General features: G+C 54.3%; 19 protein-coding genes. 9 read left to right on the plus strand and 10 right to left on the minus strand.

Annotation, left to right across the window (positions count from 1 at the left end; translation table 11 throughout):
* Positions 1 to 8 precede the first annotated feature (8 nt).
* The 3 genes from SMC7_RS05855 to SMC7_RS05865 all read right to left on the minus strand — a co-directional run bounded on the left by SMC7_RS05855 (position 9) and on the right by SMC7_RS05865 (position 4559).
* Positions 9 to 1160 (minus strand): hypothetical protein, encoded by a 1152-nt coding sequence (locus SMC7_RS05855; protein ID WP_119089422.1) that lies wholly within the window; start codon positions 1158 to 1160, stop codon positions 9 to 11.
* Positions 1161 to 1543: 383 nt separating this feature from the next.
* Complete coding sequence (locus SMC7_RS05860; RefSeq protein ID WP_119089423.1) at positions 1544 to 3937, minus strand: ATP-binding cassette domain-containing protein; 2394 nt, start codon at positions 3935 to 3937, stop codon at positions 1544 to 1546.
* A complete protein-coding gene (locus tag SMC7_RS05865) occupies positions 3930 to 4559 on the minus strand; it encodes a TetR family transcriptional regulator (protein WP_165845185.1) in 630 nt (209 codons plus the stop codon). Before SMC7_RS05865 ends, SMC7_RS05860 begins: the two co-directional genes overlap by 8 nt.
* Before the next feature lie 1278 nt (positions 4560 to 5837).
* On the opposite strand from SMC7_RS05865, the gene SMC7_RS05875 reads away from it, so the two are divergent.
* The gene (locus SMC7_RS05875) at positions 5838 to 7328 is read left to right on the plus strand and encodes an L-serine ammonia-lyase, iron-sulfur-dependent, subunit alpha (protein WP_165845186.1); all 1491 of its coding nucleotides are present in this window, start codon (positions 5838 to 5840) and stop codon (positions 7326 to 7328) included.
* Positions 7329 to 7356: 28 nt separating this feature from the next.
* A complete protein-coding gene (locus SMC7_RS05880; RefSeq protein ID WP_119089427.1) occupies positions 7357 to 7533 on the plus strand; it encodes a hypothetical protein in 177 nt (58 codons plus the stop codon).
* A gap of 247 nt (positions 7534 to 7780) precedes the next feature.
* Here the strand turns inward: SMC7_RS05880 and SMC7_RS05885 are convergent, their stop codons facing one another.
* On the minus strand, positions 7781 to 9106 hold the full coding sequence (locus SMC7_RS05885) for a DNA/RNA non-specific endonuclease (RefSeq protein ID WP_207798731.1): 1326 nt from the start codon (positions 9104 to 9106) through the stop codon (positions 7781 to 7783).
* Here SMC7_RS05885 and SMC7_RS07385 point away from each other — a divergent pair.
* Positions 9101 to 10090 (plus strand): hypothetical protein, encoded by a 990-nt coding sequence (locus SMC7_RS07385; RefSeq protein WP_207798732.1) that lies wholly within the window; start codon positions 9101 to 9103, stop codon positions 10088 to 10090. The genes SMC7_RS05885 and SMC7_RS07385 overlap by 6 nt on opposite strands.
* 117 nt (positions 10091 to 10207) lie before the next feature.
* Here SMC7_RS07385 and SMC7_RS05890 read toward each other — a convergent pair whose 3' ends face one another.
* Both SMC7_RS05890 and SMC7_RS05895 read right to left on the minus strand, forming a co-directional pair.
* Positions 10208 to 10642 (minus strand): hypothetical protein, encoded by a 435-nt coding sequence (locus SMC7_RS05890; RefSeq protein ID WP_119089429.1) that lies wholly within the window; start codon positions 10640 to 10642, stop codon positions 10208 to 10210.
* Between the two features lie 28 nt (positions 10643 to 10670).
* Positions 10671 to 11477: a hypothetical protein gene (locus tag SMC7_RS05895; RefSeq protein ID WP_119089430.1), complete on the minus strand. Its 807-nt coding sequence runs from the start codon at positions 11475 to 11477 to the stop codon at positions 10671 to 10673.
* Between the two features lie 327 nt (positions 11478 to 11804).
* Between SMC7_RS05895 and SMC7_RS07630 the strand changes: the two genes are divergently transcribed.
* Positions 11805 to 11930: a JAB domain-containing protein gene (locus tag SMC7_RS07630; RefSeq protein WP_119089431.1), complete on the plus strand. Its 126-nt coding sequence runs from the start codon at positions 11805 to 11807 to the stop codon at positions 11928 to 11930.
* Positions 11931 to 12234: 304 nt separating this feature from the next.
* Here SMC7_RS07630 and SMC7_RS07455 read toward each other — a convergent pair whose 3' ends face one another.
* Positions 12235 to 13695, minus strand: a complete 1461-nt coding sequence (locus tag SMC7_RS07455; protein ID WP_207798733.1) for a copper amine oxidase N-terminal domain-containing protein — start codon at positions 13693 to 13695, stop codon at positions 12235 to 12237.
* Positions 13696 to 14382: 687 nt separating this feature from the next.
* On the opposite strand from SMC7_RS07455, the gene SMC7_RS05910 reads away from it, so the two are divergent.
* Positions 14383 to 16485 (plus strand): WD40/YVTN/BNR-like repeat-containing protein, encoded by a 2103-nt coding sequence (locus SMC7_RS05910; protein ID WP_119089432.1) that lies wholly within the window; start codon positions 14383 to 14385, stop codon positions 16483 to 16485.
* Here the strand turns inward: SMC7_RS05910 and SMC7_RS07270 are convergent.
* From SMC7_RS07270 to SMC7_RS07275, 3 genes are all read right to left on the minus strand, one after another.
* Entirely contained in the window at positions 16384 to 16866 is a 483-nt protein-coding gene (locus SMC7_RS07270; protein ID WP_126850742.1) for a hypothetical protein, read from the minus strand. The genes SMC7_RS05910 and SMC7_RS07270 overlap by 102 nt on opposite strands.
* Positions 16867 to 17522: 656 nt before the next feature.
* Positions 17523 to 18197 carry a flavodoxin family protein gene (locus SMC7_RS05920; protein WP_207798734.1) on the minus strand — a complete coding sequence of 225 codons (675 nt, stop codon included), beginning with the start codon at positions 18195 to 18197 and terminating at the stop codon, positions 17523 to 17525.
* A gap of 129 nt (positions 18198 to 18326) precedes the next feature.
* Entirely contained in the window at positions 18327 to 18545 is a 219-nt protein-coding gene (locus SMC7_RS07275) for a hypothetical protein (protein ID WP_126850743.1), read from the minus strand.
* A gap of 489 nt (positions 18546 to 19034) precedes the next feature.
* Here SMC7_RS07275 and SMC7_RS05925 point away from each other — a divergent pair, with 489 nt between their 5' ends.
* The 4 genes from SMC7_RS05925 (at position 19035) to SMC7_RS05940 (ending at position 22415) form a co-directional block, all read left to right on the plus strand.
* Complete coding sequence (locus SMC7_RS05925; RefSeq protein ID WP_119089434.1) at positions 19035 to 19556, plus strand: flavin reductase family protein; 522 nt, start codon at positions 19035 to 19037, stop codon at positions 19554 to 19556.
* 459 nt (positions 19557 to 20015) lie between these two features.
* On the plus strand, positions 20016 to 20396 hold the full coding sequence (locus tag SMC7_RS05930) for a hypothetical protein (RefSeq protein WP_119089435.1): 381 nt from the start codon (positions 20016 to 20018) through the stop codon (positions 20394 to 20396).
* Positions 20397 to 20481: 85 nt separating this feature from the next.
* Positions 20482 to 21084 (plus strand): hypothetical protein, encoded by a 603-nt coding sequence (locus SMC7_RS05935; RefSeq protein WP_126850744.1) that lies wholly within the window; start codon positions 20482 to 20484, stop codon positions 21082 to 21084.
* A gap of 398 nt (positions 21085 to 21482) precedes the next feature.
* Positions 21483 to 22415 (plus strand): aldo/keto reductase, encoded by a 933-nt coding sequence (locus SMC7_RS05940; RefSeq protein WP_119089437.1) that lies wholly within the window; start codon positions 21483 to 21485, stop codon positions 22413 to 22415.
* The last annotated feature ends 47 nt before the right edge of the window (positions 22416 to 22462 follow it).

A 22462-nucleotide genomic window follows, 5' to 3' on the forward strand; every position in this document is an offset into this window, starting at 1 on the left:
CTTAGATTTTAATGATCCGGTTTCCCTTGGTTGTCTTCGTACTTCTTCGTGAGTTCTTCCGCCTCCGTATCTCCGAATTTTTCCAGCGGTGTCTTGAGCATTTCCTCCGTCTGCTTCGCCTCCAGATTCTTCTGGTTTATTGCACGTCTCCACCAAGCGAACATTATGATCATCAGAACAACGACGCCCAGAACGACGAACACAATAATCCAGGGCGATCTTGTTACCTCCATGATGCGATCCGCCGCATCGCTGAAGGCTTTGCTGAAGAAGGCCCCTTCCGACAAATTGCTGTCGTAGTAGTACCGATCGACATAATCAAGCAGAATATTCGCGGCCTCGTTGTCAATAACGGTTTTGGCCTGTGTACCACAGACATACCTGTCCATGTAGCTGTTGTCATACTCGAAGAATACCAGAAGCAAATGAGCTTCATCGGTAAATAACTTGTCATACAGACTGTTTGCAGCTTTATCGAGGTCACTGGCCGTGGGAGAATGCGAACCATTGATCGTATCCGTAATATACAGGTAGGGCTGCACGCCGGTCTTCTGATAGAAGTGCTTCAGGCCCGCGAGAAGCTGTGTCTGATTGTCAATCCATCCCAGCTGGTCGGTGTAATAGCCGGTTTCATTCACAGAACCCCGTGGCAGCGCCTTGCGTGCCACGGTAGATTTCATAATCTCCGTACTTCCTCCGGAGCTATTTGAAACAGAGCCTGAATGGGATGCAGTAATCGCAGCGATAGCAATCCCGATGACAATCAGAACGACAATCAGCGTAAGGCAGCCGCATCCCCTTGAACGACCGCCTCCATAGCTGCGTCCGCCACCAAAAGGAACCCCGCTTGGCCTGCTGTTGCCGAGAGAAGGACCTGCAGGACCGCCGCCGAAGAAGCCGCCGAAGCCGCCGCCGAAGGAGTCGCCACTGCGCCTGCTGCCGAAGCCGCCACCGAAGGGTCCGCCGAAGCCGCCACCGCTTCTGCCGCCGGAGGAGTCACCGCTGCGTCTGCTGCCGAAAGAAGGGCCTCCAGAGCTACCGCCGAAGGAGCCGCTGCTGCGTCCGCCACTTGTGGAGCCGCTGCTGCGTCCGCCACTGCTCCTGCTCCCACCACCGGACCCGCCGCTACTTCTGCCACCGGAGCCGCCGCCTCTACCCATTGCTTCCTACCTCCGTTCAGGAATAGATACCTAATTGCAATCTATCATAAGCGTAGAATCATGTCAATTCATACTGCTATTGGCATGGGTGGTTGAGTGCACGTGACGCAGTCTTCTCCACGCATCTATGCTGCAAGCAACAAGGGAACACCGGACCTGCGGTGGAGATGGGGGCGAACAGGCCCTCCTGCGAACCATCGACACTACTACTGCTCAAGCTGATTCTGGAGGCGGTCCACTCCACTTGGGAGAATGGGCGGACTTCTGTCGACAACGCGCTCACCGCATAGAGAGCCGCCTTCTCTATGTAGCAGAGAAGGCGGCCTGCGTGCAGGGAGGCAATGGTCGGTTCACAGCAGGCACCTGCGATGAAGATGTCATGCTCACTCCGTGCGCAATGCCTCCACTGGATCCATTTTCGACGCCATGAGTGCTGGAATGTGACCGCCGAGAACGGTAAGAACCGTGCTGATGGCTATCAGGAGTACAGCCTGCAGTATTTGCAGGTTCGCAACGCCGCTGAGGCCGGTCAGGTGAAGCAGAATGGCATTGATGGGTATGGTGAGAAGCCAGGCAATTGCGATCCCGAGGGCACCGGAGCTTACACCGAGAATGAACGTTTCGGCATCGAAAACACGGGTGATGTCTTTCTTTCTTGCGCCTAGCGAACGCAGAACGCCGATCTCCTTGGTGCGCTCGAGTACAGAAGTGTAGGTGATAATAGAAATCATGATCAGACTGACGATAAGCGAGATCGCAGCAAATGCAATCAGGACACTTGTGATGGCGTCCATGATGCCACCTGTCAGTTTGGTCACCGTACCTGCCAGATCGGTATAGACCACTTGGTCTTTGATAGCTTTGCCATTGTTATACGCGTCGAGGTAGGAGATTACGGCCGTCTTGTCTGCGAAATTCCTTGGATACACCATGACCATGAAGGGAGTAGCGTCGCCGCCGAGGTAGGACAGGAAGGAGGCCTTCGTTTCCTTGTCCATGGGTTGCATGGTGATGACGTTGTTGCTGCTCGCCTTTTGGGCCTTGACGATGGCAGAACTTGCATCACTGTCGACGACCATTTGCGACAGCTCGTCGCTGTACGCGATACCAGATCCGAGGATCCCGACTTTGACGTCCTGCTTCTGACGGACGATGCCGACGATCTTCACTGTGATGCCTTTATCGGAAGCGTACATTGCGTGGTAATCGTTGTTGGGGAGATATGAACCGAATTTCGTCTGGACGTAGTAGTCGTCGTTGCATATGATCTTGAACTCCGTGCCGACGATGTCCGTGAACTTAATGCTGGTCAGTCCCTCAGTCTTGAATCCAAGATCTTTCAGAGCATTGAGGTCAATGGTGTTCTTGGAATCCACGACAAGTACGAGGTCGGTTGCGCTTTGTGGATATACGCCCGCAAGCAAGTCATAGTTCTTGGAAAGATAGGATCCGTCGCTTTCTTTCAGTTCCTTGGGATAGGAAGAAAGCCCGATGCTGCTCATACTTGTCACATTTGCCATGCTTGTCATGGTTGACGCGGCTGTGGCCCCTTGGCCACTGCTCATGGACGCCAGGACGCTGTTGAGCGATACAGGTGTGACCGTGCCATTGACATCCCTCAGCATGTTCATGCCGACGATACGCGTGTATCCGACGTTGCTGCAGATGGTCGGGTCAATCTTGTTCACGTAGTTCATGTACGCGTCAGTGAAGACGTTCGTGTGGACAATCGTTGTTTTCGCCGGATCGGAGAGATAGACCTCGTCAGAATTGGCATCCGCTGTTGTTGTGCCCAGCAGCTTCTCTTTCATGAGGTTCTGCATGGTTGCCACATTTGCGGCATCGATCTCCGCGCTTGACTGTGTCATGATGATCGGGAACTCGGCCATGGTGTTGCCTTGAAAATGGTCTATCTGTGTCTTGAATCCAGTTGAAAGGCTGAGGATCACGGCGATGCCTATGATGCCGATGCTGGATGCAATGACGGTCAACGCTGTTCTTCCCTTCTTCGTCCTCAGGTTGTTGAAGGAGAGCTTCAGCGCCGTCAAGAAGCTCATGCTGGTCTTCTTGAGCGAAAAACTGTCCGGTTTCGGCCTCTCTTCATGAGGGTGGGTGTCGGAGATGATCTTGCCGTCCTGGAAACGAATGACCCTGAGGGCATATTTCTCCGCGATCTCAGGATTGTGGGTGACCACGATGACCAGACGGTTCTTTGCCAGCTCTTTGATGAGGTCCATGATCTGCATGCTCGTGACCGTGTCCAGAGCGCCTGTCGGCTCGTCGCAAAGCAGGATTTCTGGATTGTTGACGAGTGCTCTCGCGATGGCGACACGCTGCATCTGCCCGCCGGATAGCTGGTTTGGCCTCTTGTTCAGATGGTCCGTGAGGTCGACCTGGTCCAGGACCTGCAGTGCCCTTTTTTGCCGTTCCTCCGCCGGAACACCGCTGAGCGTCATGCCGAGTTCGACGTTGGCGACGATGCTCAGGTGCGAGATCAGATTGTAGCTTTGGAACACGAAGCCTATGGCACTGTTGCGATAAGCGTCCCAGTCGTCTTCTTTGAAATCGGATGTCTTCTTGCCCTTGATGATCAGTTCGCCCGAGTCATAGCGGTCAAGGCCGCCGATGATATTGAGGAAGGTTGTCTTGCCGGAGCCGCTCTTGCCGAGAATCGCTACAAAATCTCTCTCGCGGAACGCAACGCTCATGTCATCGAGAGCCCTTGTTTCGGTGTCACCCACGTGGTAGGTCTTCCTGATGTTTCTCAGTTCAAGCATAGCTAGTTTGCTCCTTGTTCTTCATGAAGCCGCGCTTCAGCAGCTCAAGCTTCTGGCGGTATTTCTGCATCGCTTTCTCGCAGTCTGATATGTTCAGGAATACTTCCTCCGTTGCGTCCCGACAGATAGTCAGGAGGATATCAAGCATGTTTGTGAAATCATGCTCGTCGCGCACGTCGAGCATGTTGAAATCGATGAGCGGTTTCAGCTCTTCCAACACATTCTTCGCGCTGGTATCCCTTGGAATCTTGAAATAGAAGCTACTGTCTACCTTGATGTCAGCAAACAGGTTCCTGCAGAAGCTGTTTGCTTCTTCCATGACGAAGCGGATCATGGAGTCGAGAATACCGACGAACGCCGCGAATATGTCGCCATCGCCGGCACGAAGGCTCGCTTTCACTTGTTCGAGCATTAGCCTCTGATAGTCCAGAAGAATGAACCCGAGCATATCGTCTTTGTCAGCGAAGTACTGATAGAAGCTTCCTCTCGGAATTCCCGCGGCTTGTACGATCTTATTGATGGACACCTTGTCAAACGGCGCTCTCGAGAACTCATCCTTGATAGCACGGATGATCTTCTCCCTTTTCTCTTCTGGCAGATTCAGAAACGTAGATGTTGGCAAAACACACCTCTCCCCATGACAACATGTCATATGACAAGCTGTCATTATATGAGACGGGTCGTGGCTGTCAATTGAGGACTTGTATGGAACTTTGTGAACGACAAGACACCTCTAGCTCCCGAATGACGCAACAGGGCGGGGGAGGGGGAGTCGATGGTGGTCGGACGTGTTGTTGGAGACGCAGTATTGATACACGTGATGGAGATAGGGGCCATTGACAGCATTGGCGTCCAGCAGGATGCCTCCTACGGATTGTTGCTCAGCCTGCTGCCGCACCTTCCTTCAGATGCTGAACGACGGCCTTCGAAGCAGAGGAATGCGCAACGACGGAGAAGAGCAAGAGCGTGAGAAACTGAGTATCGAGTACCAGATGCACGCGGTAGGTGGTTCGTCAGCCACTGCAAGTAGCTGAGGGTGGGGTCCGAAAGTTGATGCCCCTCGAAATGTTATCTTGCACTTGAGGAGAAGCCATATGCAACTTCTACCGCAAGGAATCGCAGCAACCCTTCCGCCGCTCTATGCGACAGAAGAAACTCCTGTCGAACAGAGAGTTCTCTATGTCAAGTTCTTCGACCCCCTACACCCAATGGACCTAGTATGCCTGCGAATATGACCCGAAGGAGCGTCTGTTCTTTGGGTACGTCGTCGGCCAGGAGAAGTAATGGGGGTACTTCAGCCTTGAGGAGCTTGAGTCATTGAAGATGTCCGACGGTCTCACTCCCAGGATTGACCGGGACCTGGACTTTCGTCCAGCTCCATTCTCCAGCCTCGTTATCTGAATCATCTTCTCGAAGTGTCGGTCTCTGACGCCCCCCCGTGGACTTGGTGGGTCGAGGCGGAGGGCAGGCCGTGGGGGCTCGGCTGGGTGCTCACCGTCACGGACTGTGCCACCGGCCGGACCGAGGCGGGGCCGTATGCACGAACGCAGAAGTGTACGCGCTTGCTGCACTGGGGTATTGTCTTCGCCGGTACCCAGGTCACGCCCCCTCTGATTGCATGTATTATCATCTGGCCAAAATGTCATTTTGAAAACGCGCTCGAATCTCTATTGATATCACAAAATGTTCACGATATGCTTGTGATATGTCACAGATATATTGATTACTTGAGAAGGTTCTACGCGTATGGTTATACCGTATTGACATTACGAGATCTTGGCAAAAAGGAGATTCCGTACTTATGGTTGCATTGTATCCAGACTTCTACAACGACGTATTTGGCCCAATTATGCAACCTGGCTCCAGTTCACATATGGCTGCGCCGTGCAGAATGGGTTACATGTGTAACTCCCTTTTGGGTGAAGATGTCAAAGAGATCCTTGTCAAGTTGGATACCGAGGGCTCGTTTGCTGGAACATTCGGTCTGATGAATGAAGACCTTGGTATGTTGGCAGGTGCACTGGGGGATCTCCCCGATGATGAGAGGCTTTTCAGCACCAAATCCTATTGCAGAAACAATGGTATCAAGTATGAATTTGATTTCTGCGCTATGAAGGAGAGCCCCCACATCAATGCTGTCAAATTCATCCTGACGGGAGTAAGCGGGAAAACGTCAACCTTGGTCGCTAATTCGACCGGCGGCGGCATGGTGGAAACCGTTCTCGTAAACGGCTATCCCTATACTGGCAAGGGCGACACCTACGTTGTCCTTGTTTTTGACAAGGACAGAAAATTGTCCTTCAAAGAGCTGGCGACACAGCTTGCAGGCAGACTCGACATATTGGAGGAAGGCGCCTCCGATACAGATGATAAGGGCATCCTCTACTGGTATAGAACGCCGGATGACCCCTCCAAGGATTTCCTGAAGGAAGTTGTGGGAGACGTCGATTTTGCCGTTATGAAGCCGGTTCTTCCGGTGATTACCCGGAGGGACAAGAAGGAACAGCTTTTTGACACCGTCACCGATTGGCGCCGTCTCGCCGAGGAGCAAGGCAAGGGCCTTTATGAAGTAGCCCTCGACTACCAGATGGCCGCCTCAGGTTGGACCAGAGAACAGGTCATCGATTACATGAAGAACGTGCGTGCTAAGATGCACCGCCAGACCCACGCCATCTACGATGAAGACGTCAAGCCGTTGGAAACCCCGTATTCCGGATACCATTACAAGCAGTGGTCCGAGTATATCGCGACCGGCAAACGTTTTTCCGGTAATGCGATCAACAAGGCCATCTATTACGCATTGGCTGCCACAACGACCATCCCAGGCGTACATATCGTTCCCGGCCCCATGGGCACTGGCGGGGGATTTGTGTATTCCGCCCTGTGTGCGGTCAAAGAGGAGTTCGGTTATTCTGATGAAGATCTGCTGAAAGGCCTGTTCATAGCGGCGGGAATAGGCGCAATCTGCTATACCCGCACCGGTCCCACCGGCGAGGTCATCGGCTGCACCGGCGAATGCGGCGTCTGCTGCGCTATGGCCGCAGCCGGCGTAGCTGAAATGGCCGGTTCCACCCCTGAGCAGGTTGAAGCCGCCGCCTCACTGGCTTTGCAGACGACTGTCGGCTGGCCCTGTGACCCTATCCCCGGCGGAAAAATGCAGCCCTGCTTAAGTAGAGTCATCACCGTGGTCACCATGGCAATTACCTTCGCGGAATTCGCAAGGTCCGGCAGAGACCCTGTCCTGCCCTTCCACGAGGTTGTGGACGTAGCCGACAAGATTGGCCGAGGCCTTTCCGGAGACCTGCTCTGTACATCTCGCGGCGGTCATTGTGCCGCTCCTACCGCGCAACAATGTATCCAGGCCATCAATGAGTGGCATCGGCAACAATAGAACGCGATAATAAGAGGAGGTAGTCGAGATGGAAGAGATTGTAGGAACCAAGACACACGCCAATTGGCGTAGTAATTTGGGGGCGGTTCTGGCCACGGCGGGCTTCTCTATCGGTTTTGGTAACATATGGCGTTTTCCGTATCTGACCGGCACCAATGGCGGCGGAGCATTCAACATTCGTTGCTGCATATTCCCGCTCGAATGAAAAAATGTGTTGACGTACGCTGTTTGTGACCGGTCGAACGTTAGAAGTCTCGATGGCACTTCAACATTCCATGTATAGGTATTCCTACCATAGTTCCATGCGAAAGTCTTGCTTTGAGTTACAGTCGTACTCGTATACTGAAGCGAGAGAACGTCATGGTGTGCTGATGTCGTTCCCGCAGAACCATAGCTAGTAGGAAAAACGACAAACAGGATGAGAACTAAGACCAGAAACCATACGGTCTTTTTCACAGGACATCCCCTTTTTGTGTTTGTACGGTTAATGACCATCCACCCCCGGCTTCAATAACCTTCTGGATCGCAACCGGAACGTTCGACAGAAGATCATATCCCGTGGCGGCTTCGATAGCGTCAACACTTGTCAGGTATGCCTGCCATTTCGAATCGATGCTGTTGATATTCGGCGTATCGATGGCAATGACGCGGGTGCTTGTTGTAATGCGGCTCAGATCTTTGGTTCCATCAGTCAACACAACCGCTACCTTCCAAATATATGCCGGCACCGTAACGTGTCCGCTATCAATCGTCGTTTGATAACTGCTTGAACCCGTCCCCCCTATGCCGTAGGACCCCATGACGACATAAACTTCATTCCCCTGCGTTACTAAACTACGGAGATAACTCTCGAAGTTATTCCACGTTTGCTGATTATTGGTAGGGGCCTGCGGTATCATGTTCGTCATCAGGAAGGTCGATGAATTGGCGGCAACAGTGGACGTTCTGTCTGCTGATGGACAATTGTGCCCACGATCGAAACCACTGCCGGAATAACCGTTCGCTTGCACCTGATACCAACCAGCAGGGAGGGTGCTATCAGCACGAAAATCATCCTTCCTCGGAGTAGACCCCAACGATGAGCTGCCAACATACCAGCTCACCCAGTTCGGTTCACCACGGTCCCGGTTATAGGACAGAACGTAATACCCGCTGTCCATCAGATAGTTATCGGGAGATGAGCTGCTGTCATGCACGGCATTGCTCGGATTACCCAGGAGCAAATTGCTTCCATCGGCAGGCAATGCAACTGTTGATTTCGAGTAGGTAAGCGTGATCATCCTGGTCATCGCGTCGTATTGAACGTCGATACCCAAGGATTCTGCGACAAACCGGAGAGGGAGCATCGTCCGCCCGTTCGTGATGACAGGCACAACCGCAGAGTTTGCAGCATCGATCGCAAGGGTGGTGCCGTTCAGCGATGCCTGTGGCTTGTCAATCCAGAGGTCGAGAGAATCCTTCCCCAGCGTGGCGGTGACTTTGCGTGTAGAGGACTCCCAGGCAGCGGATCCCCCAAACGCTTCGATGACGGCGCGAATAGGCACTAGCGTCCGTCCTTCGACGATGACGGGCGTGGTTCCTTGAGCATCGATCGGTTGCTGCACTCCGTTGATGGACATGGACGCGTTCCCGATCCACAGCTTGACCGTCGTTGACGACAAGGCCGTGGCTGTCGACGCGCCAAGGAGATCCTTCGACGGGCAACCTCCGGTGAGCTTGAGCGTGCAGTTGCGCGCAGTCTCGGATTGACTCGTGACCAAGTGCGATCGGTCTTGCACAATTCGCTGTTTGCCGGCAAGATTTCCTATGACAGGCGCGGGAAGAAGGGCACGCGCATCCCGTACACGAAGTGGACATACGTCGATTACCTGGGCATCGAGCCGATTCTCGAGTTCGATGAATGGCTTCGCCTGCAGCAAGAACTTGGCACGCGTTCTGACAGGAGAGAGGGGCTTACGTTGCCCCTCTTCGGCAGGACGATCTACTGCACGAAGTGCAAACATCTCCTGAGCGCTCACGGGAGTTCGAAGCGCAACAAGACTGAGTATGCGTGCCAGACCGCCGGAAATGGGCAGAAGGCTTGCGGAGCTCAGTTGTTGGAACACAACCTGCTTCCGGTGTTTCTCCGGAAACTCAGCGAGGAATTGCGCCACTTCGTGCCCAAGTTCGATGGTGCCGACCGGCTGGCTGAGACAGACAGGAAGATCGCCAAGCACGACAGGGACATCACTCAGCTCGAGGGAAGACTTGCGATTCCGGAGGTTTCCGTCGAGAAGGTGAGGGATCGCATTGCCGTGCTCAGGACGTTGAAGCATGAGGCACTGCAGGAACGGGCGGAAATCGAGGAGGAAAAGGCGCAGCTGGAGGAGGTGACGAATGTGCTGGCGAATTTCGAGCCATTCTTTCACAGTCTTGACCGAAAAAGCCAGCTGGAAGTCGTGCATCGATTCGCAAGACGCATCGACCTGGGAGTTACTAACATAGTTATCCACTGGAGATTCTCGGAAAATGAGTACCAGGTGCCTCGGCTGGAAGTCAGTCCCAGAACGAGAAAGAGAGGTGTAAGGGGTCGAGTGGTGGAGATAGGGGGAGTTTACCCATTAGGCGTCCACTTCAATCATCCCGCCAAGGTCGTTTTGGACTCGTTACCTTGTGCCCCTTCTCAATGGGAAAGCTGCCGAAGAAACGGCAGAAGTCAAAGCACAAAACTAAGACTTCTCCAAGAAGGCATTGCGATCGCTAGGTGGTGGTGTGCTGCATGAATGCTTCGTATGCCGCAGCAAGTCTTAACTAGCCAAGCGGTCGTGCCCGTCAGGACGAGTTTAGCTTCGCCCGGGCTGTGGGATGGTGTAGTTCTGTCAGCAGAACGAAGAGGGGGCCTAAAAGGAAGGGTAATTGGCATTTCTCTCGACGTTGTCTTTGGGGACGAGCGGTTTACGGAAGGACTCGACGAGAACCAGCCCAGCGCCCACAAGACTCATGATCGCACCGATGGGATATGCATACATGGCAACTCCCCACGATGCGGCAGCGGGGGCTTCAACATTGGCAGCCAAAAGGAACAGTGCAATCATACCGCACAGTGTCAACACAGAAGCACCGTACATGAATCTGCGGTAGCGGCTCTTGCTGAGGAGAGCGCCGAGTGCCGCCAGTCCGCTTCCGAGTCCAGGAAGGAAGTCGAACGCGAGCAAGAGTGCAAGGGCAAACCAACCAGATACGCGGAGCGTGAGATTGCCGAGTGCAACCTCGATTGGTATCATGGCGAGCTCGACGATGCAAAGGATACGTGACCACACCATGCGCTTGTTCATGGAAACACCTCTTGGGAGAGCCCCGCACCTATGTCGTCTCGACAGTATCATCGGAGACAGGCGCTCTGCGGAGGGACTCGCGGCTGACAAGCACAGCGCCCACACAACTTATGATAAGACCGAGGGGATATGCGAAGCAGAAGATTGCCGACCATGGAGCGCGGGATTTATCATAGAAGACAAGGAGCAGTGCTGCGATCATACCGCACACTGTCAGCACAAGAGCCACATACAGGAACTTGCGGTAGCGGCTCTTGCCGAGAAAAGCGCCGAGTGCCGGCAGCCCGCTGCCAGCAAGAATGAAGGTGTAGAAAATGACGAGAAACAATCCGGGGGCCGGGCCCACCACCCAAAGAGAGCCGAGGAACATCAAAATCACGACTGGCATCATGACAAGCCCGCTGACGCTCACCTGAGCTGACCACCACCGCCTGCGCGTGCTCACCGAGACGCCTCCCAACGCAGGCGTCGGTGCACTGGGGGACTCGAAGAGCACGAGCACGGCACCAGTGAGACTCGCCATCAGGCCAAGCCAGTAGATCTCAGGCAAGTATGTTCTGAACCAGAGGGAATAGGTAATCCACGCCGACACACTAATCACTACAAGTCCAAGTACACCGTACGCGAATCTGCGGTACCGGCTCTTGCCGAGAAAAGCACTGAGTGCGACCAGTCCGCTTCCAGACAACAGGCAGAGCTCAGACATGCTGTCACGACGGAGTCCGATCCAAAACGAACGACCACCGAGTGCACTCACAACGATGCCAGCAATGCACAGGATACGTGACCACAACATGCGCTTGTTTATGGAACCGCCTCCTCCGCTGATGAACACCCGTCTCCTTGGCCTACCGAATTGGGACTAGATGACGGGATTGCGAGACACTTGCTCCAAAATGCCGCGCTAGCACGGCCACATTTGACCAATCGGTCACCGGACTACCAGTGAGAGAGCCACTTACTGCTTACTACCAAGAGTAGTCGCGATCCGCAGAAATGCCAACAGAAACGAGAGAGTAGTATCGGGGCTGTCTCTTGAGTGAAAGACAGCGTGAGTTGGTTCCGCTCAAGTGATGGGGGTTATGTTCGGCACGCCTTCTGCACGGTTACCCCCGGGCCCCGCATGTCCCTCCAGATAAGAATGTGACCCTTCCAAGAGGACATCGACACGACGAACAAGATTGTCCAAGCTTTGAAGTGTGTTGGTGTCCGTGTCCTCGACCATATTATCGTGGGGCTCATCGGGATTGCGGCTTACCTTATGCTGACCGCAGCAGCGGCTTTGTAGGCAGCAAGATAGCGTTGGAGGGTCCCCACGCACTGAGAAGAGGTCTACTGGTTGGAGCCGACGTATGACAGGTTGCGACAACAAGCACGATACGACACGTTCCTGCCCAATACCGCGTACAAGTCAAGGGCTCGTCGTCAATATGAATTATGCATGTGCTGAACGCGCCCGGGCCTTGTCGGCGTGGCTCAATGGCAAGGACTGGACGGCTGATTCACTCGATATCAGACATGCCGCTCTCGGTGGAACACTTTATGCTACGCCTCCAACCGTTCCCTTCTTGCGCTGAGGTCCAGATTATCTTCTAGGTCCCTGGGTAGGTTATCGTTATCGTTTGCGTACTTGGATCCCAGTTAACTGCTGCACCGAGGTTTTTTGCCACAAACCCCAAGGGAAGCATGGTCCTGCCGTTGATGATTTCGGGCACAACTCTGCTGTTGCTTGGGTCAATCGGAGTGTTCACGGCGTTCACCTTTGCAGCATTCCTTCCGATCCAGAGTTCAACAATGCTGCCACCAAGAGTTGCAGCAACCTTCTTCTGTGTTGGATTCCAGACAATTGTTCCGCCGAGTGCTTCAATGATAGCTCTAATAGGAAGCAACGTCCTGGCATCCTTGATGACAGGAGGCGAGTCCAAGGTTCTTGAGACTCCATTAACGGTACAAGCAGACTTCCCAATGTGGAGCACAACTACAGTTCTAGGTACAGACTTGAACACACCGCCGAATGTCCCAGCGTATAGAGTGGCCGTCTTCGTTGGGTCAATGACAAGAGAGTTTACATTAGTGTTGGTTAAGCCAGCATTGAGTTGAGTCCAGGTTCTCCCCCCGTTCGTGGATTTGAATACACCGCCACCAACTGTCTGTCCCTTGTAGGTTCCTGCTGCATAGACTACCTGGGTGTTCGTTGGATCAACAGCAACAGAGTCTGCAATAGTATTAGCTAAGCCAGTGTTCATTTGAGTCCAGGTTGACCCTCCATTTGTGGACTTGAAGACGCCATCGTATGTTCCCGCATAGATTACCTGGGTATTCGTTGGGTCAATGACAAGAGAGCGTACAATAGTCGCGCCCAAGCCAGCTTGAATCCAGGCAGTACCGCCATTGGTTGACTTGAATACACCGCCACCAACAGTCTGTCCATTGTAAGTTCCTGCATAGATTACCTGAGTGTTTGTAGGGTCAATGACAAGAGAATCTACATAAGGGTAGATCAACCCAGCGTTCGTCTGAGTCCAGGTTGATCCTCCATCCGTTGACTTGTACACACCACCCTCACCATTTGGTCCAGAATGAGCACCTGCGTAGACCGTCTGAGTATTTGCAGGGTCTACAGCAAGGGAGTGCACGTCAACATTGGGTAGCCCGGCGTTGCCTCGAGTCCAGGTTGATCCTCCATTCGTTGACTTGAACACCCCGCCACCGAATGTCTTCCCCGTAAAGGTAACCGCTGCATAGACCACCTGAGTCGTCCGTGGGTCTATGACAAGTGAGTTTACTGCAGTATCTGCTAGGCCAGCATTCACGTGAGTCCAGGCTAGTCCTCCGTTCGTTGACTTGAATGCGCCGACATCTGTTCCTGCATAGACCACCTGGGCGTTCGTTGGGTCAATGGCAAGAGACCAGACAGCCCCACTGTACAATCCGTTGTTCACCGGGATCCATCGAGAGGTTTCGTCTGCTCCTGCAATATCCACACCCGATGACGCTTGGAGCAAAGACGAGATCATCAAGAAGCTCAACAAGACTGCGGCACATCTCTTCATCTGGCGCCCCCTGCTTATCCCTTCACATGTCCTATGACCATTGTAGCCTTCTCCTGGAATCTGGCCAATGCAGCATTGACATCAGTATCATGCCTGCCAGGCAAGAGCATCCTCCTCTAGCTTGCTGGGCCGCATCGCAGCTATGTCCTTCCGGCTCTTCCATGTGTCGGGGCGTGCCGCCACCTGTGCTGTCAGTGCGGTGCGTCACAGGGGCGGAATCACGTCAGTTCCCGTAATCCCTGCTCGAGGCAGGGGGCAAGTAGTACGTGTGGAATCGAGTTGCCGCAGTCAATTGGGATCGGAGGATGGGTCACAAATGTAGTACTCATACGTTGGTGGAGCCGAGAGGGATTGACTGGTCGTCACGACCACTTCTGGATGCTCTCATGAGTGCTCTCCACCGTCGGTCGGCCGAGACCGCTGTGGTGTGCGGTCGTCGAGGCAAGTGACGCTGCAGGAAGCGCGTAGACCACCTGTCGTCCTGGACGTCATCGCTCACAACTGTCGAGGCACCGCATCCGCAGACGGCCTGTGTGCTGAAACCGGTACCAATGCGGCTGTCAGGGCCATCCTCTGAATGGAACGAATGGCTTGACAATTGTTGCCTTGCTCACCATACTATTAATAGTGTACTGACCAAGAGCAGTGTCTCGCGATCAACGCCGACGTCCAAAGGAGGCCGTGACGATGAGACCAATCATCCGTATCGTCTTGATCCTTGTTCTGTGTTTCATCGTGATCGTTCCCGGCGTCCACGTAGGTATCCCCTCTGTACGGGCAGCAGATACAGAGACCTGGACACAACTCCCGCTGTACGGAGGTGCGATATTATGTCTTGCCGTCAACCCTGCTGCCCCTTCGACCCTCTACGCTGGCACCTCGGGCGATCTCTTCCGCTCCACGGACAACGGTGCCACATGGAGCGCAGCGAGTCCAGGGATCACTGATCTGTCCGTCCTGTCTCTTGTCCCCAACCCTGTCATGTCCTTTGTCATCGACCCTGTCACCCCCTCCACCCTGTACGCCGGCACGAATAGTGGTCTCTTCCGCTCCACGGACAGTGGCACAACATGGACGGCCGTGAACAGCGGGCTCACGAATCTGGGGGTAATCGCCCTTGCCATCAACCCCGTCACCCCGTCGACTGTGTATGCTAGCACCTGGAATGGTGTCTTCCGCTCCATGGACAGTGGCAGCCACTGGACCACAGTGAACACGGGGTCCGCGAATCTGTCAGTCCGCACTTTCGCCGTTGACCCCATTGCCCCTGCTACCGTGTACGCGGGCGCCTATGATGGTGTCTTCCGCTCCACGAACGGTGGTGGTGTCTGGACAAAGGTGAACACTGGTCTTGGCAATCTGGGGGTCTCCTGCCTTGCCATCGACCCTGCCACCCCCTCCACCCTGTACGCTGCGACAGATGGCGGCGGCGTCTTTTGCTCCACGGACCGCGGCACCACGTGGACCGCCGTGAACACGGGTCTGACCGACCAGATGATGTTTGTCTCGTCTCTTGCCATTGACCCCGTTACGCCTTCCACCCTGTACGCTGGCACGGAGAGTGGCGTCTTTCGCTCGACGGACAGCGGCAGCCACTGGACCGCCGTGAACACGGGTCTCGCCGATCGGGCGATCTTTTGCCTTGCCATCAACCTTGCCACCCCCTCCACCTTGTATGCCGGCACGGGCGGTGGCGGTGGTGGTGTCTTTCGCTCGACGGACAGCGGCAGCCACTGGACCGCGGTGAGCAAGGGGATCGCCGGTCAGTCTGTCCTGTCTCTCGCCATCGACCCTGCCGTCCCTTCGACCCTGTATGTGGGCACCTGGGGCGATCTCTTCCGCTCCACGGACGGCGGCAGCCGCTGGACCGCAGTAAACACGGGGCTCGCCGGCCAGATGATCACGGCGCTTGTCATCGACCCTGCTGCCCCTTCCACCCTCTACGCCGGCACAGGCGCTGGGGTTTTCCGCTCCACAAACGCTGGCTCGACGTGGACCGCGATGAACATGGGCTTTACGAGTCTGGGGGTCTACGCTCTTGCCATCGACCTGGCCACCCCTTCTACCCTGTACGCTGGCACAAATGGCGGCGTCTTCCGCTCCACGGACGGCGGCGTGACGTGGACCGACGTGAACACCGGTCTCACCAGTCAGGAGATCATGGCTCTTGCCATCGACCCTTCTGCCCCCTCCACCGTGTATGCCGGCAGCCACGATGGTGGCGTTTTCCGCTTCACGGACAGCGGCAGCCACTGGACCGCGGTGAACACGGGCCTTACCGGTCAGATGATCTTGGCCCTTGTCATCGACCCTTCCGCCCCTTCCATTCTGTATGCTGCCGCTGGCGGTGGTGGCGTCTTCCGCTCCACGGACAGCGGTACGACGTGGACTGCGATGAACACGGGCCTTACCAGTCAGGTGATCCGGGTCCTTGCCATCAACCCTGCCACTCCCTCCACCCTGTACGCCGGCACGTACGGTGGTGGCGTCTTCTGCTCGACGGACCGCGGCGCGACGTGGACTGCGATGAACGCAGGTCTCGCCAAGCAGGTGATCCGAGCCCTCGTCATCGACCCTGCTGGTCCTTCCACCCTGTACGCTGGCACCGAGGGTCATGGCGTCTTCCGGTATGCATATCCGACCGTCGTCGTCACGCGCCCCACCAACTATGCCCCTGTTGTGCTTATCCTACTCTTCTTTTTGGTCGGTGCCTGCCTGTTTTCGCTCCTTGCTTGGCAGAAGCAAGCCAACAAGAGATCCGGCGTACCCAAAGATGATAAAAGCAGCTAGTACATGCCATAGACGGACAAACATTCCCGCATTCAGAACAAGGAGGACCCACGCCAACATGTTGACGAAGAACCCGGCAAACCAGATGCTTCTTGGATAGGCCCTTGCTATGAACAGGCATACGAGGAAGTCGTAGGCAGAAATGACTGCAAATAGTTCAAGTTGGGTTACGGGAAAGGGTGAATAATCGGAAATCCCAAGTCCGAACAGTAGAGACGACAAAACGAGTCCTGCCAGTCCGAACAGCATGGAGATTCTGATAGCCTTCCTGTCAGAAACGATGTCTTCCGGTTTCTTCGTCCTGTGGTTCATCAACACGACAACACCAGTAATGATCACTCCTAGAAGGAGGAGTCTTAGCAGGAGACCAGGTATTCCCATCGTGTCTCGCCTCCCTTCGTGGTTGGCACTCTCTTCGCATTGCCCGCAGGTCTATCTTGGAGCATTATACCATCAAGAAGCCTGACATGGGTATCACGAAGAAGGAAACCAGGACGAGGACATCCCCCGTGTCAAACCGGCAAACTCTTCAACTAGAGTCATGGAAGGCGCAACAGACGTACGGTCAAGATGTCACATCAGAGTCTCGTGCGAGGATTCTTGCATCTCGGGAAGCCGGTATTGAAGCTCCTGTTGAAGCACAATGTGGTCAGGTGGGGGCGAATGTCGGGGAGAAGCCGCAGAAGTGGCATGCTCCAGAGTGAGTCCCGGAGCTGCTTTAGAGTACGTGGTGGAGATAGGGGCGCTGAACTACGCCGCCGAACACCCCTCAGCCGAACCCGGGAGCGCCGTCGTGGGCGCTCTTGCAGACGCCTTGCTCGGTGTTCAGTCTCCGAGTGGCCACTAGGTTTCGCTGCATCGTTCGTGAGGTATCGGGGTCGGACTGAGTCTCCAGGAACTGCCGTTTACCTGTAGCCTGTGGAAAACTGCTTGACTGTTCAGCAGACGGGCCTTCGCCACACTTTCCAGTGCAACATCGCCCCACGAATTGTCCAATATCGGGCACGCCACGGTAGAACTGCCTGACTGCGACTGCTTCATGGCCCTTCCTCTGGAATGAGGGGGCGACTGATTGCCGCGAGGGCCTCGTGGCTCATTCTGCCTTGTCCGACGAGTTCGTTTCCAGCTCTTCTCACCGCATCCAAGACAGCTTCCCCGTCTTGCGTGACCTTGTCGTCGACCTTCATCGCATCCGAGTGAGGCCTGAGAACTGCTCCCGCGAACTCGACGCTCGCATCTTCGGCTAGCTCCTTGACGATGCGCACGACCGTGTCGCAGTTTTCAACCTCCCGCCACCCACTTGTCGCGACAAGCACGATCTTCTGGATGCCGACGTCTTCACGAAACCTGGCTCGCGTACGCCCTTGGCGTCTCTCCAACTTTGGTTCGATAAGAGGCATGAGCCTGTTGACCACGTTCTGCATGTCACCTGGCAAAGGAACATAGACCGGGGTCGCCAGGATGAGGACATCGGCGGCCTTCAGCTTTGGATAGAGCAATTGCATGTCATCCTGGACACAGCATGCTCCGTGGCCGTCGTTCCAGCAGTACATCACCCCACAGCTGCATGGTTTGACCTTCAAACGGCTCGCATAGACTAGCTCGACTTCAGATCCAGCGTCCGTCATGCCTTGGATGAACGAAGCGAGAACCAAAGCGGTATTCCCCTTCTGCATTTGGGGGCTGCCATTGATCGCCACTGCTCTTATCATGATCGCCTCCCGTGATCACCAAAAACTGGACTCCTGAGAAAGGCTCCACACTCACAGTCTACTGCAATTATACTCGCCTGCAGTGTCAATACGAGAGATCAAAGAAGCATCCACGGAGTCTCTTCACGATTAGGGGGCCGGCGTCGTGGCAGGAGTCTGCTGCTGGGGGATATCGCAGGGAGTAATGGACGGGACGATGACACAGGCATCGCGGACGTTCCTGTCTTGATTGGTCACCATAGATGGACGGAGCGAGCGGTAGTCGGGGAGTTCGAAGGGTGGTACTGGAAACGCAGTATTGATGCGGTCGTGGTGGAGATAGGGGGAACAGGCAGTCCCCCGATCCATCTGTGTCGCTGATGTTGAAGCTGATCTTGGAGGTAGTCATCGGCGTTGCTGACTGTCCGCGCAGGAAGGATAGGTGAAGTCCTCGCAGGAACTCGAGCCCTCAAGGCTCTGGTTAGGCGCATCCGGTGAGGGATAGCCAAATCAAGCTGAACGGACGGTCAAATTCGCAATCTCGAGAGGGCTCCGTATGGCACGACCCCTCCCTTGGCAGATCGCGTCAGACGAGTCCTTCTCTCTTGCTGTTCCATAGACTCCAGGAATCTTGATAGAGGGCGCGAGACCTCCCAGGAAAGGAACATAAGAGATCTGAGTTGTGCAGCAATCTCTTAGAGGGTTGCCTATGATACTTCTTGGCACCTCTCAACTTCAGAACGATCCAGTTTCCGCTTTCAAAATATGTCGTAGAATGTGTGAAAGAGGAGAAGCAGCTTATCAGAGGAATTTGGCAATTGAGAATGCTCCTAAAGATATCTTAATGGGGAGGTGGGAATGAAAACTGATGTCGAATACTTGCGGTTTATGTGGCCCATGAGACACTTTCTCATTAGCTGTGGAGATATAGACGACAAGTCAAACATTATTGCAGCCAGTTTTTGCATGCCTGTTTCAAAGGAGCCCCCACTTATAGCATGCGCTATTGGAACGAAGGCTTACTCCTCAGAGTTAATAGAACGCACCAAGGAATTCATCGTAAATGTCCCCACAAAGGAACTGCAAGCAACGATCTCTTACTGCGGTTACCATTCAGGGCGCGAGCTAGATAAGTTTAGGGAAACAGGTCTAACACCTAAAGCTGCACGGAGAGTAAGAGCCCCAATTATTGAGGAGTGTGTAGCTCATATGGAATGCAAAGTAGTGCAGCAATTTGAGACAGGCGACAAACATCTCTTTATTGGCGAAGTGATCGAGGCATACGCAGACGAAAGGGTTGTAAGAGGAGAAAAGAAGATTGAATATGCTGTAGGCGATTTTCCATCCAAGGTTTATGGCATAAGGTCTAAGAAGCTGTAAGGGTCAAGACTATTCCCTGCTCCATAAACCCCAGGAATCTTGACAGCGGGCGCAGGGACGCCTACATATTCGATGGCTTGGGTGATCTTGTTGGTGGTGTCGATGTCCTCCTTGGAGGGGTCCGTCTCTTATGTGGAGTGACGTGCCGAACCCCTTCCGAGCGATGAGCTGTGAGGCGTACTGAAGATGACACCCGCCCCTGACAGAACCAGTCCATACGGTCTTTGACTGGGAAAGCAGCCCAGATGCGACTGTCCCGTTCCTGTTGGCATTTCTGCGGATCGCGACTACTCTTGGTAGTAAGTAGTAAGTGGCTCTCTCGCCGGTGGTCCGGTGACCGATTGGTCGAATGTGGCCATGCTGACGCGGCATCCTGGTGCGTACATCTCAAGGTTCTGTGATCCGGTCCCGATTCAGTAGGCCAAGGAGTCCCGTGCTCGTCAGCGGGGAGGTGGTTTCGTGAACAAGCGCATGTTGTGGTCACGCATCTTGACCGTCATCGGAGTTGTTGCCCTGTTGATTGGAGCTCTCGATCCTCTGGAAGGTTCGCTCCTCATCGTTCCCGCCACCGCAGTGATTGCCCTCAGCGCTTATCTTGCTAGGAGCCGCTTCCGCCGACTTGCCTACTGGGGCTTTGGACTCACCGCGATCGGCGTGGGCTGGATGTTCATCATCAGTGCTCTCGGGGGGTTCGGCGGCGAGACCGGGCGATCGATGTGGTGGACACTCACTCTTCTGCCGTATCCCGTTGGCTGGATCCTGTCTGTCATTACTGGTGTGCGCCTGTTGATCGAGTGGAACCGATCGCGGGGAATGGAATCCGTCCTGCGCGGAGACTAACTGGCAAGATGACTACATGGTCAAATGTGACAAGAGCGTGTGGTGACCGAAGGTGGACATGTCTGCATCACGAAAGGGTGCATGGATGAACCTGAAAGGACTTCCACTGAGCTCATGGTCTGGGGCCCTAGTTCTCGTCCTTTATCTGGGACTGGTCATGGTATCTTACTCGGCCTACCCATCGTCGTTCGGACCGGGCAATTGGCTCAGCGATCTCGGGGATAAGAGCCTGAACCCCGACGGTGCAGTGTACTATCGCCTGGCACCAATCCTGGCCGGCCTCGCTCTCATGCTCTTCTTCGTAGGACTGAAAGACTGGCATGGAGGCAAGAGAAGCAAGCCGAGAATACTTATGAGCATAGCTCAATCGTTCGGAGTCCTGGGTTCTTTCGCCCTTATCATGACCGGGTGGTTCTCCAAGGACAATCCCGTTCCGCACTTGCGCTGGTCCATAGCAGGTAGTTACATGTGTTTTGGTGCTGTCGTCCTCGTTGGCATTGCACTGCTCTGCTATACAAGTGTGCCAAAACTCTTCAGCATCTTCTGTTTCCTATCGGCAGCTGTTGCCATCACCTCTGCGACCTATCGCAAGGCCCCCTGGCTGGAATGGCTCGCGGTATTCATGTTGATGATCTTCGTTGCGTCGGTGTCTTACCTGACACACAGGCACGTGAACCAAGGGCAGTGAGCACTGAAGCGGATTGACCGGGTCCTAGCTACTCTCTAGAGCCTCCATTCCATCATCCATACGGGCCTGAGATAAGGTCAGGCGAGGTGACAAATACACGATAGATACAGGGCGAACCTGCAGTGGAAAACCGTAACAAGGGAACACGTCCCAGCCACACGTTCGAGGGTCGGGTCTGACAGGTCAAGGATCGGATGCCTTTGTAGTAACCCTTGAGAGAGGAGCGGTCGGGAAGAGGCCTTGACTGGGATGTATCCAGCCGGACCATTTCCTTCACTTGGCCGCTCTGGAAGGCACTTGTTCGCTATGGCAACAGAATCTATACGGTCTCCTTGACACAAGATGGGCTCAAGGTATAGACTTCCTTATACGTCAAGAATCTCAAAGGAGCGCTTCGCATGAAAACAATTCGCATTGCAAATGGGGAGATTCAGGCATCCGAGATTTCACTTGGATGCATGAGACTACCTGGCCTATCTGGCAAGGAAGCGGAAGTTTTTGTTCAGACTGCTTTGGACGAAGGCATCAATTTCTTCGACCATGCAGATATTTACGCCGGCGGTAAGTCTGAGGAGTTGTTCGCACGGGCAATTCACATGAGTCCGGCTGTCCGTGAAAAAATACTGCTCCAGACAAAATGTGGCATATGCCAGCACGATGGAAGCAACATTTACTATGATTTTTCCAAAGAGCATATTCTGGAATCGGTTGATGGCAGCCTAAAACGGTTGAATACCGATTACGTTGATGTCTTGCTGCTCCACCGCCCCGACGCATTAGCAGATCCACAAGAAGTGGCTGAGGCGTTTGATATCCTGCACAACAATGGGAAAGTCCGATACTTTGGCGTAAGCAATGAAAAACCTATGCAGATTGAATTGCTCAACAGGTACCTGAATCAGAAACTCGTCGTCAATCAGCTGCAACTGAGCATTACCAACGCGACGATGATCAGCAACGGCATGAACGTGAACATGCAAAATGACAGTGCCGTTGACAGGGATAGCAGCATTCTCGACTATTGCCGCTTGAAAGACATTACCATTCAGGCATGGTCGCCATTCCAGTATGGTATGTTCGCAGGTGCGTTTCTCGATAATGAGAAGTTCCCGGAACTCAATCTCAAGATCGATGAACTCGCCAAGATCAAAGGGGTGCCGAATACTGCGATCGCTATTGCCTGGATTCTACGCCACCCCGCTAAAATACAGCCCATTGTCGGAACAACAAGCGCGGCTCGACTGAAAGATATCTGCAAAGGGTCCACATTTGAATTAACAAGGCAAGAGTGGTACGAAATCTACCGCGCGGCAGGCAATGTCGTGCCATAAGACATTCCGATGTTGATGCGGCACATGATATTGTGTGATTGAGGAGG

This window comes from Candidatus Cryosericum terrychapinii (assembly GCF_003570925.1).
Taxonomy (GTDB): domain Bacteria; phylum Caldisericota; class Caldisericia; order Cryosericales; family Cryosericaceae; genus Cryosericum; species Cryosericum terrychapinii.

What these genes read in the sequence shown, in the direction of transcription:
- SMC7_RS05855 (WP_119089422.1), bottom strand. Translation starts at nt 1,160, where the DNA reads ATGGGTAGAGGCGGCGGCTCCGGTGGCAGAAGTAGCGGCGGGTCCGGT.
- SMC7_RS05860 (WP_119089423.1), bottom strand. Translation starts at nt 3,937, where the DNA reads ATGCTTGAACTGAGAAACATCAGGAAGACCTACCACGTGGGTGACACC.
- SMC7_RS05875 (WP_165845186.1), top strand. Translation starts at nt 5,838, where the DNA reads ATGTGTAACTCCCTTTTGGGTGAAGATGTCAAAGAGATCCTTGTCAAG.
- SMC7_RS05880 (WP_119089427.1), top strand. Translation starts at nt 7,357, where the DNA reads ATGGAAGAGATTGTAGGAACCAAGACACACGCCAATTGGCGTAGTAAT.
- SMC7_RS05890 (WP_119089429.1), bottom strand. Translation starts at nt 10,642, where the DNA reads ATGAACAAGCGCATGGTGTGGTCACGTATCCTTTGCATCGTCGAGCTC.
- SMC7_RS07455 (WP_207798733.1), bottom strand. Translation starts at nt 13,695, where the DNA reads ATGAAGAGATGTGCCGCAGTCTTGTTGAGCTTCTTGATGATCTCGTCT.
- SMC7_RS05910 (WP_119089432.1), top strand. Translation starts at nt 14,383, where the DNA reads ATGAGACCAATCATCCGTATCGTCTTGATCCTTGTTCTGTGTTTCATC.
- SMC7_RS07270 (WP_126850742.1), bottom strand. Translation starts at nt 16,866, where the DNA reads ATGGGAATACCTGGTCTCCTGCTAAGACTCCTCCTTCTAGGAGTGATC.
- SMC7_RS05920 (WP_207798734.1), bottom strand. Translation starts at nt 18,197, where the DNA reads ATGATAAGAGCAGTGGCGATCAATGGCAGCCCCCAAATGCAGAAGGGG.
- SMC7_RS07275 (WP_126850743.1), bottom strand. Translation starts at nt 18,545, where the DNA reads ATGGATCGGGGGACTGCCTGTTCCCCCTATCTCCACCACGACCGCATC.
- SMC7_RS05925 (WP_119089434.1), top strand. Translation starts at nt 19,035, where the DNA reads ATGAAAACTGATGTCGAATACTTGCGGTTTATGTGGCCCATGAGACAC.
- SMC7_RS05935 (WP_126850744.1), top strand. Translation starts at nt 20,482, where the DNA reads ATGAACCTGAAAGGACTTCCACTGAGCTCATGGTCTGGGGCCCTAGTT.
- SMC7_RS05940 (WP_119089437.1), top strand. Translation starts at nt 21,483, where the DNA reads ATGAAAACAATTCGCATTGCAAATGGGGAGATTCAGGCATCCGAGATT.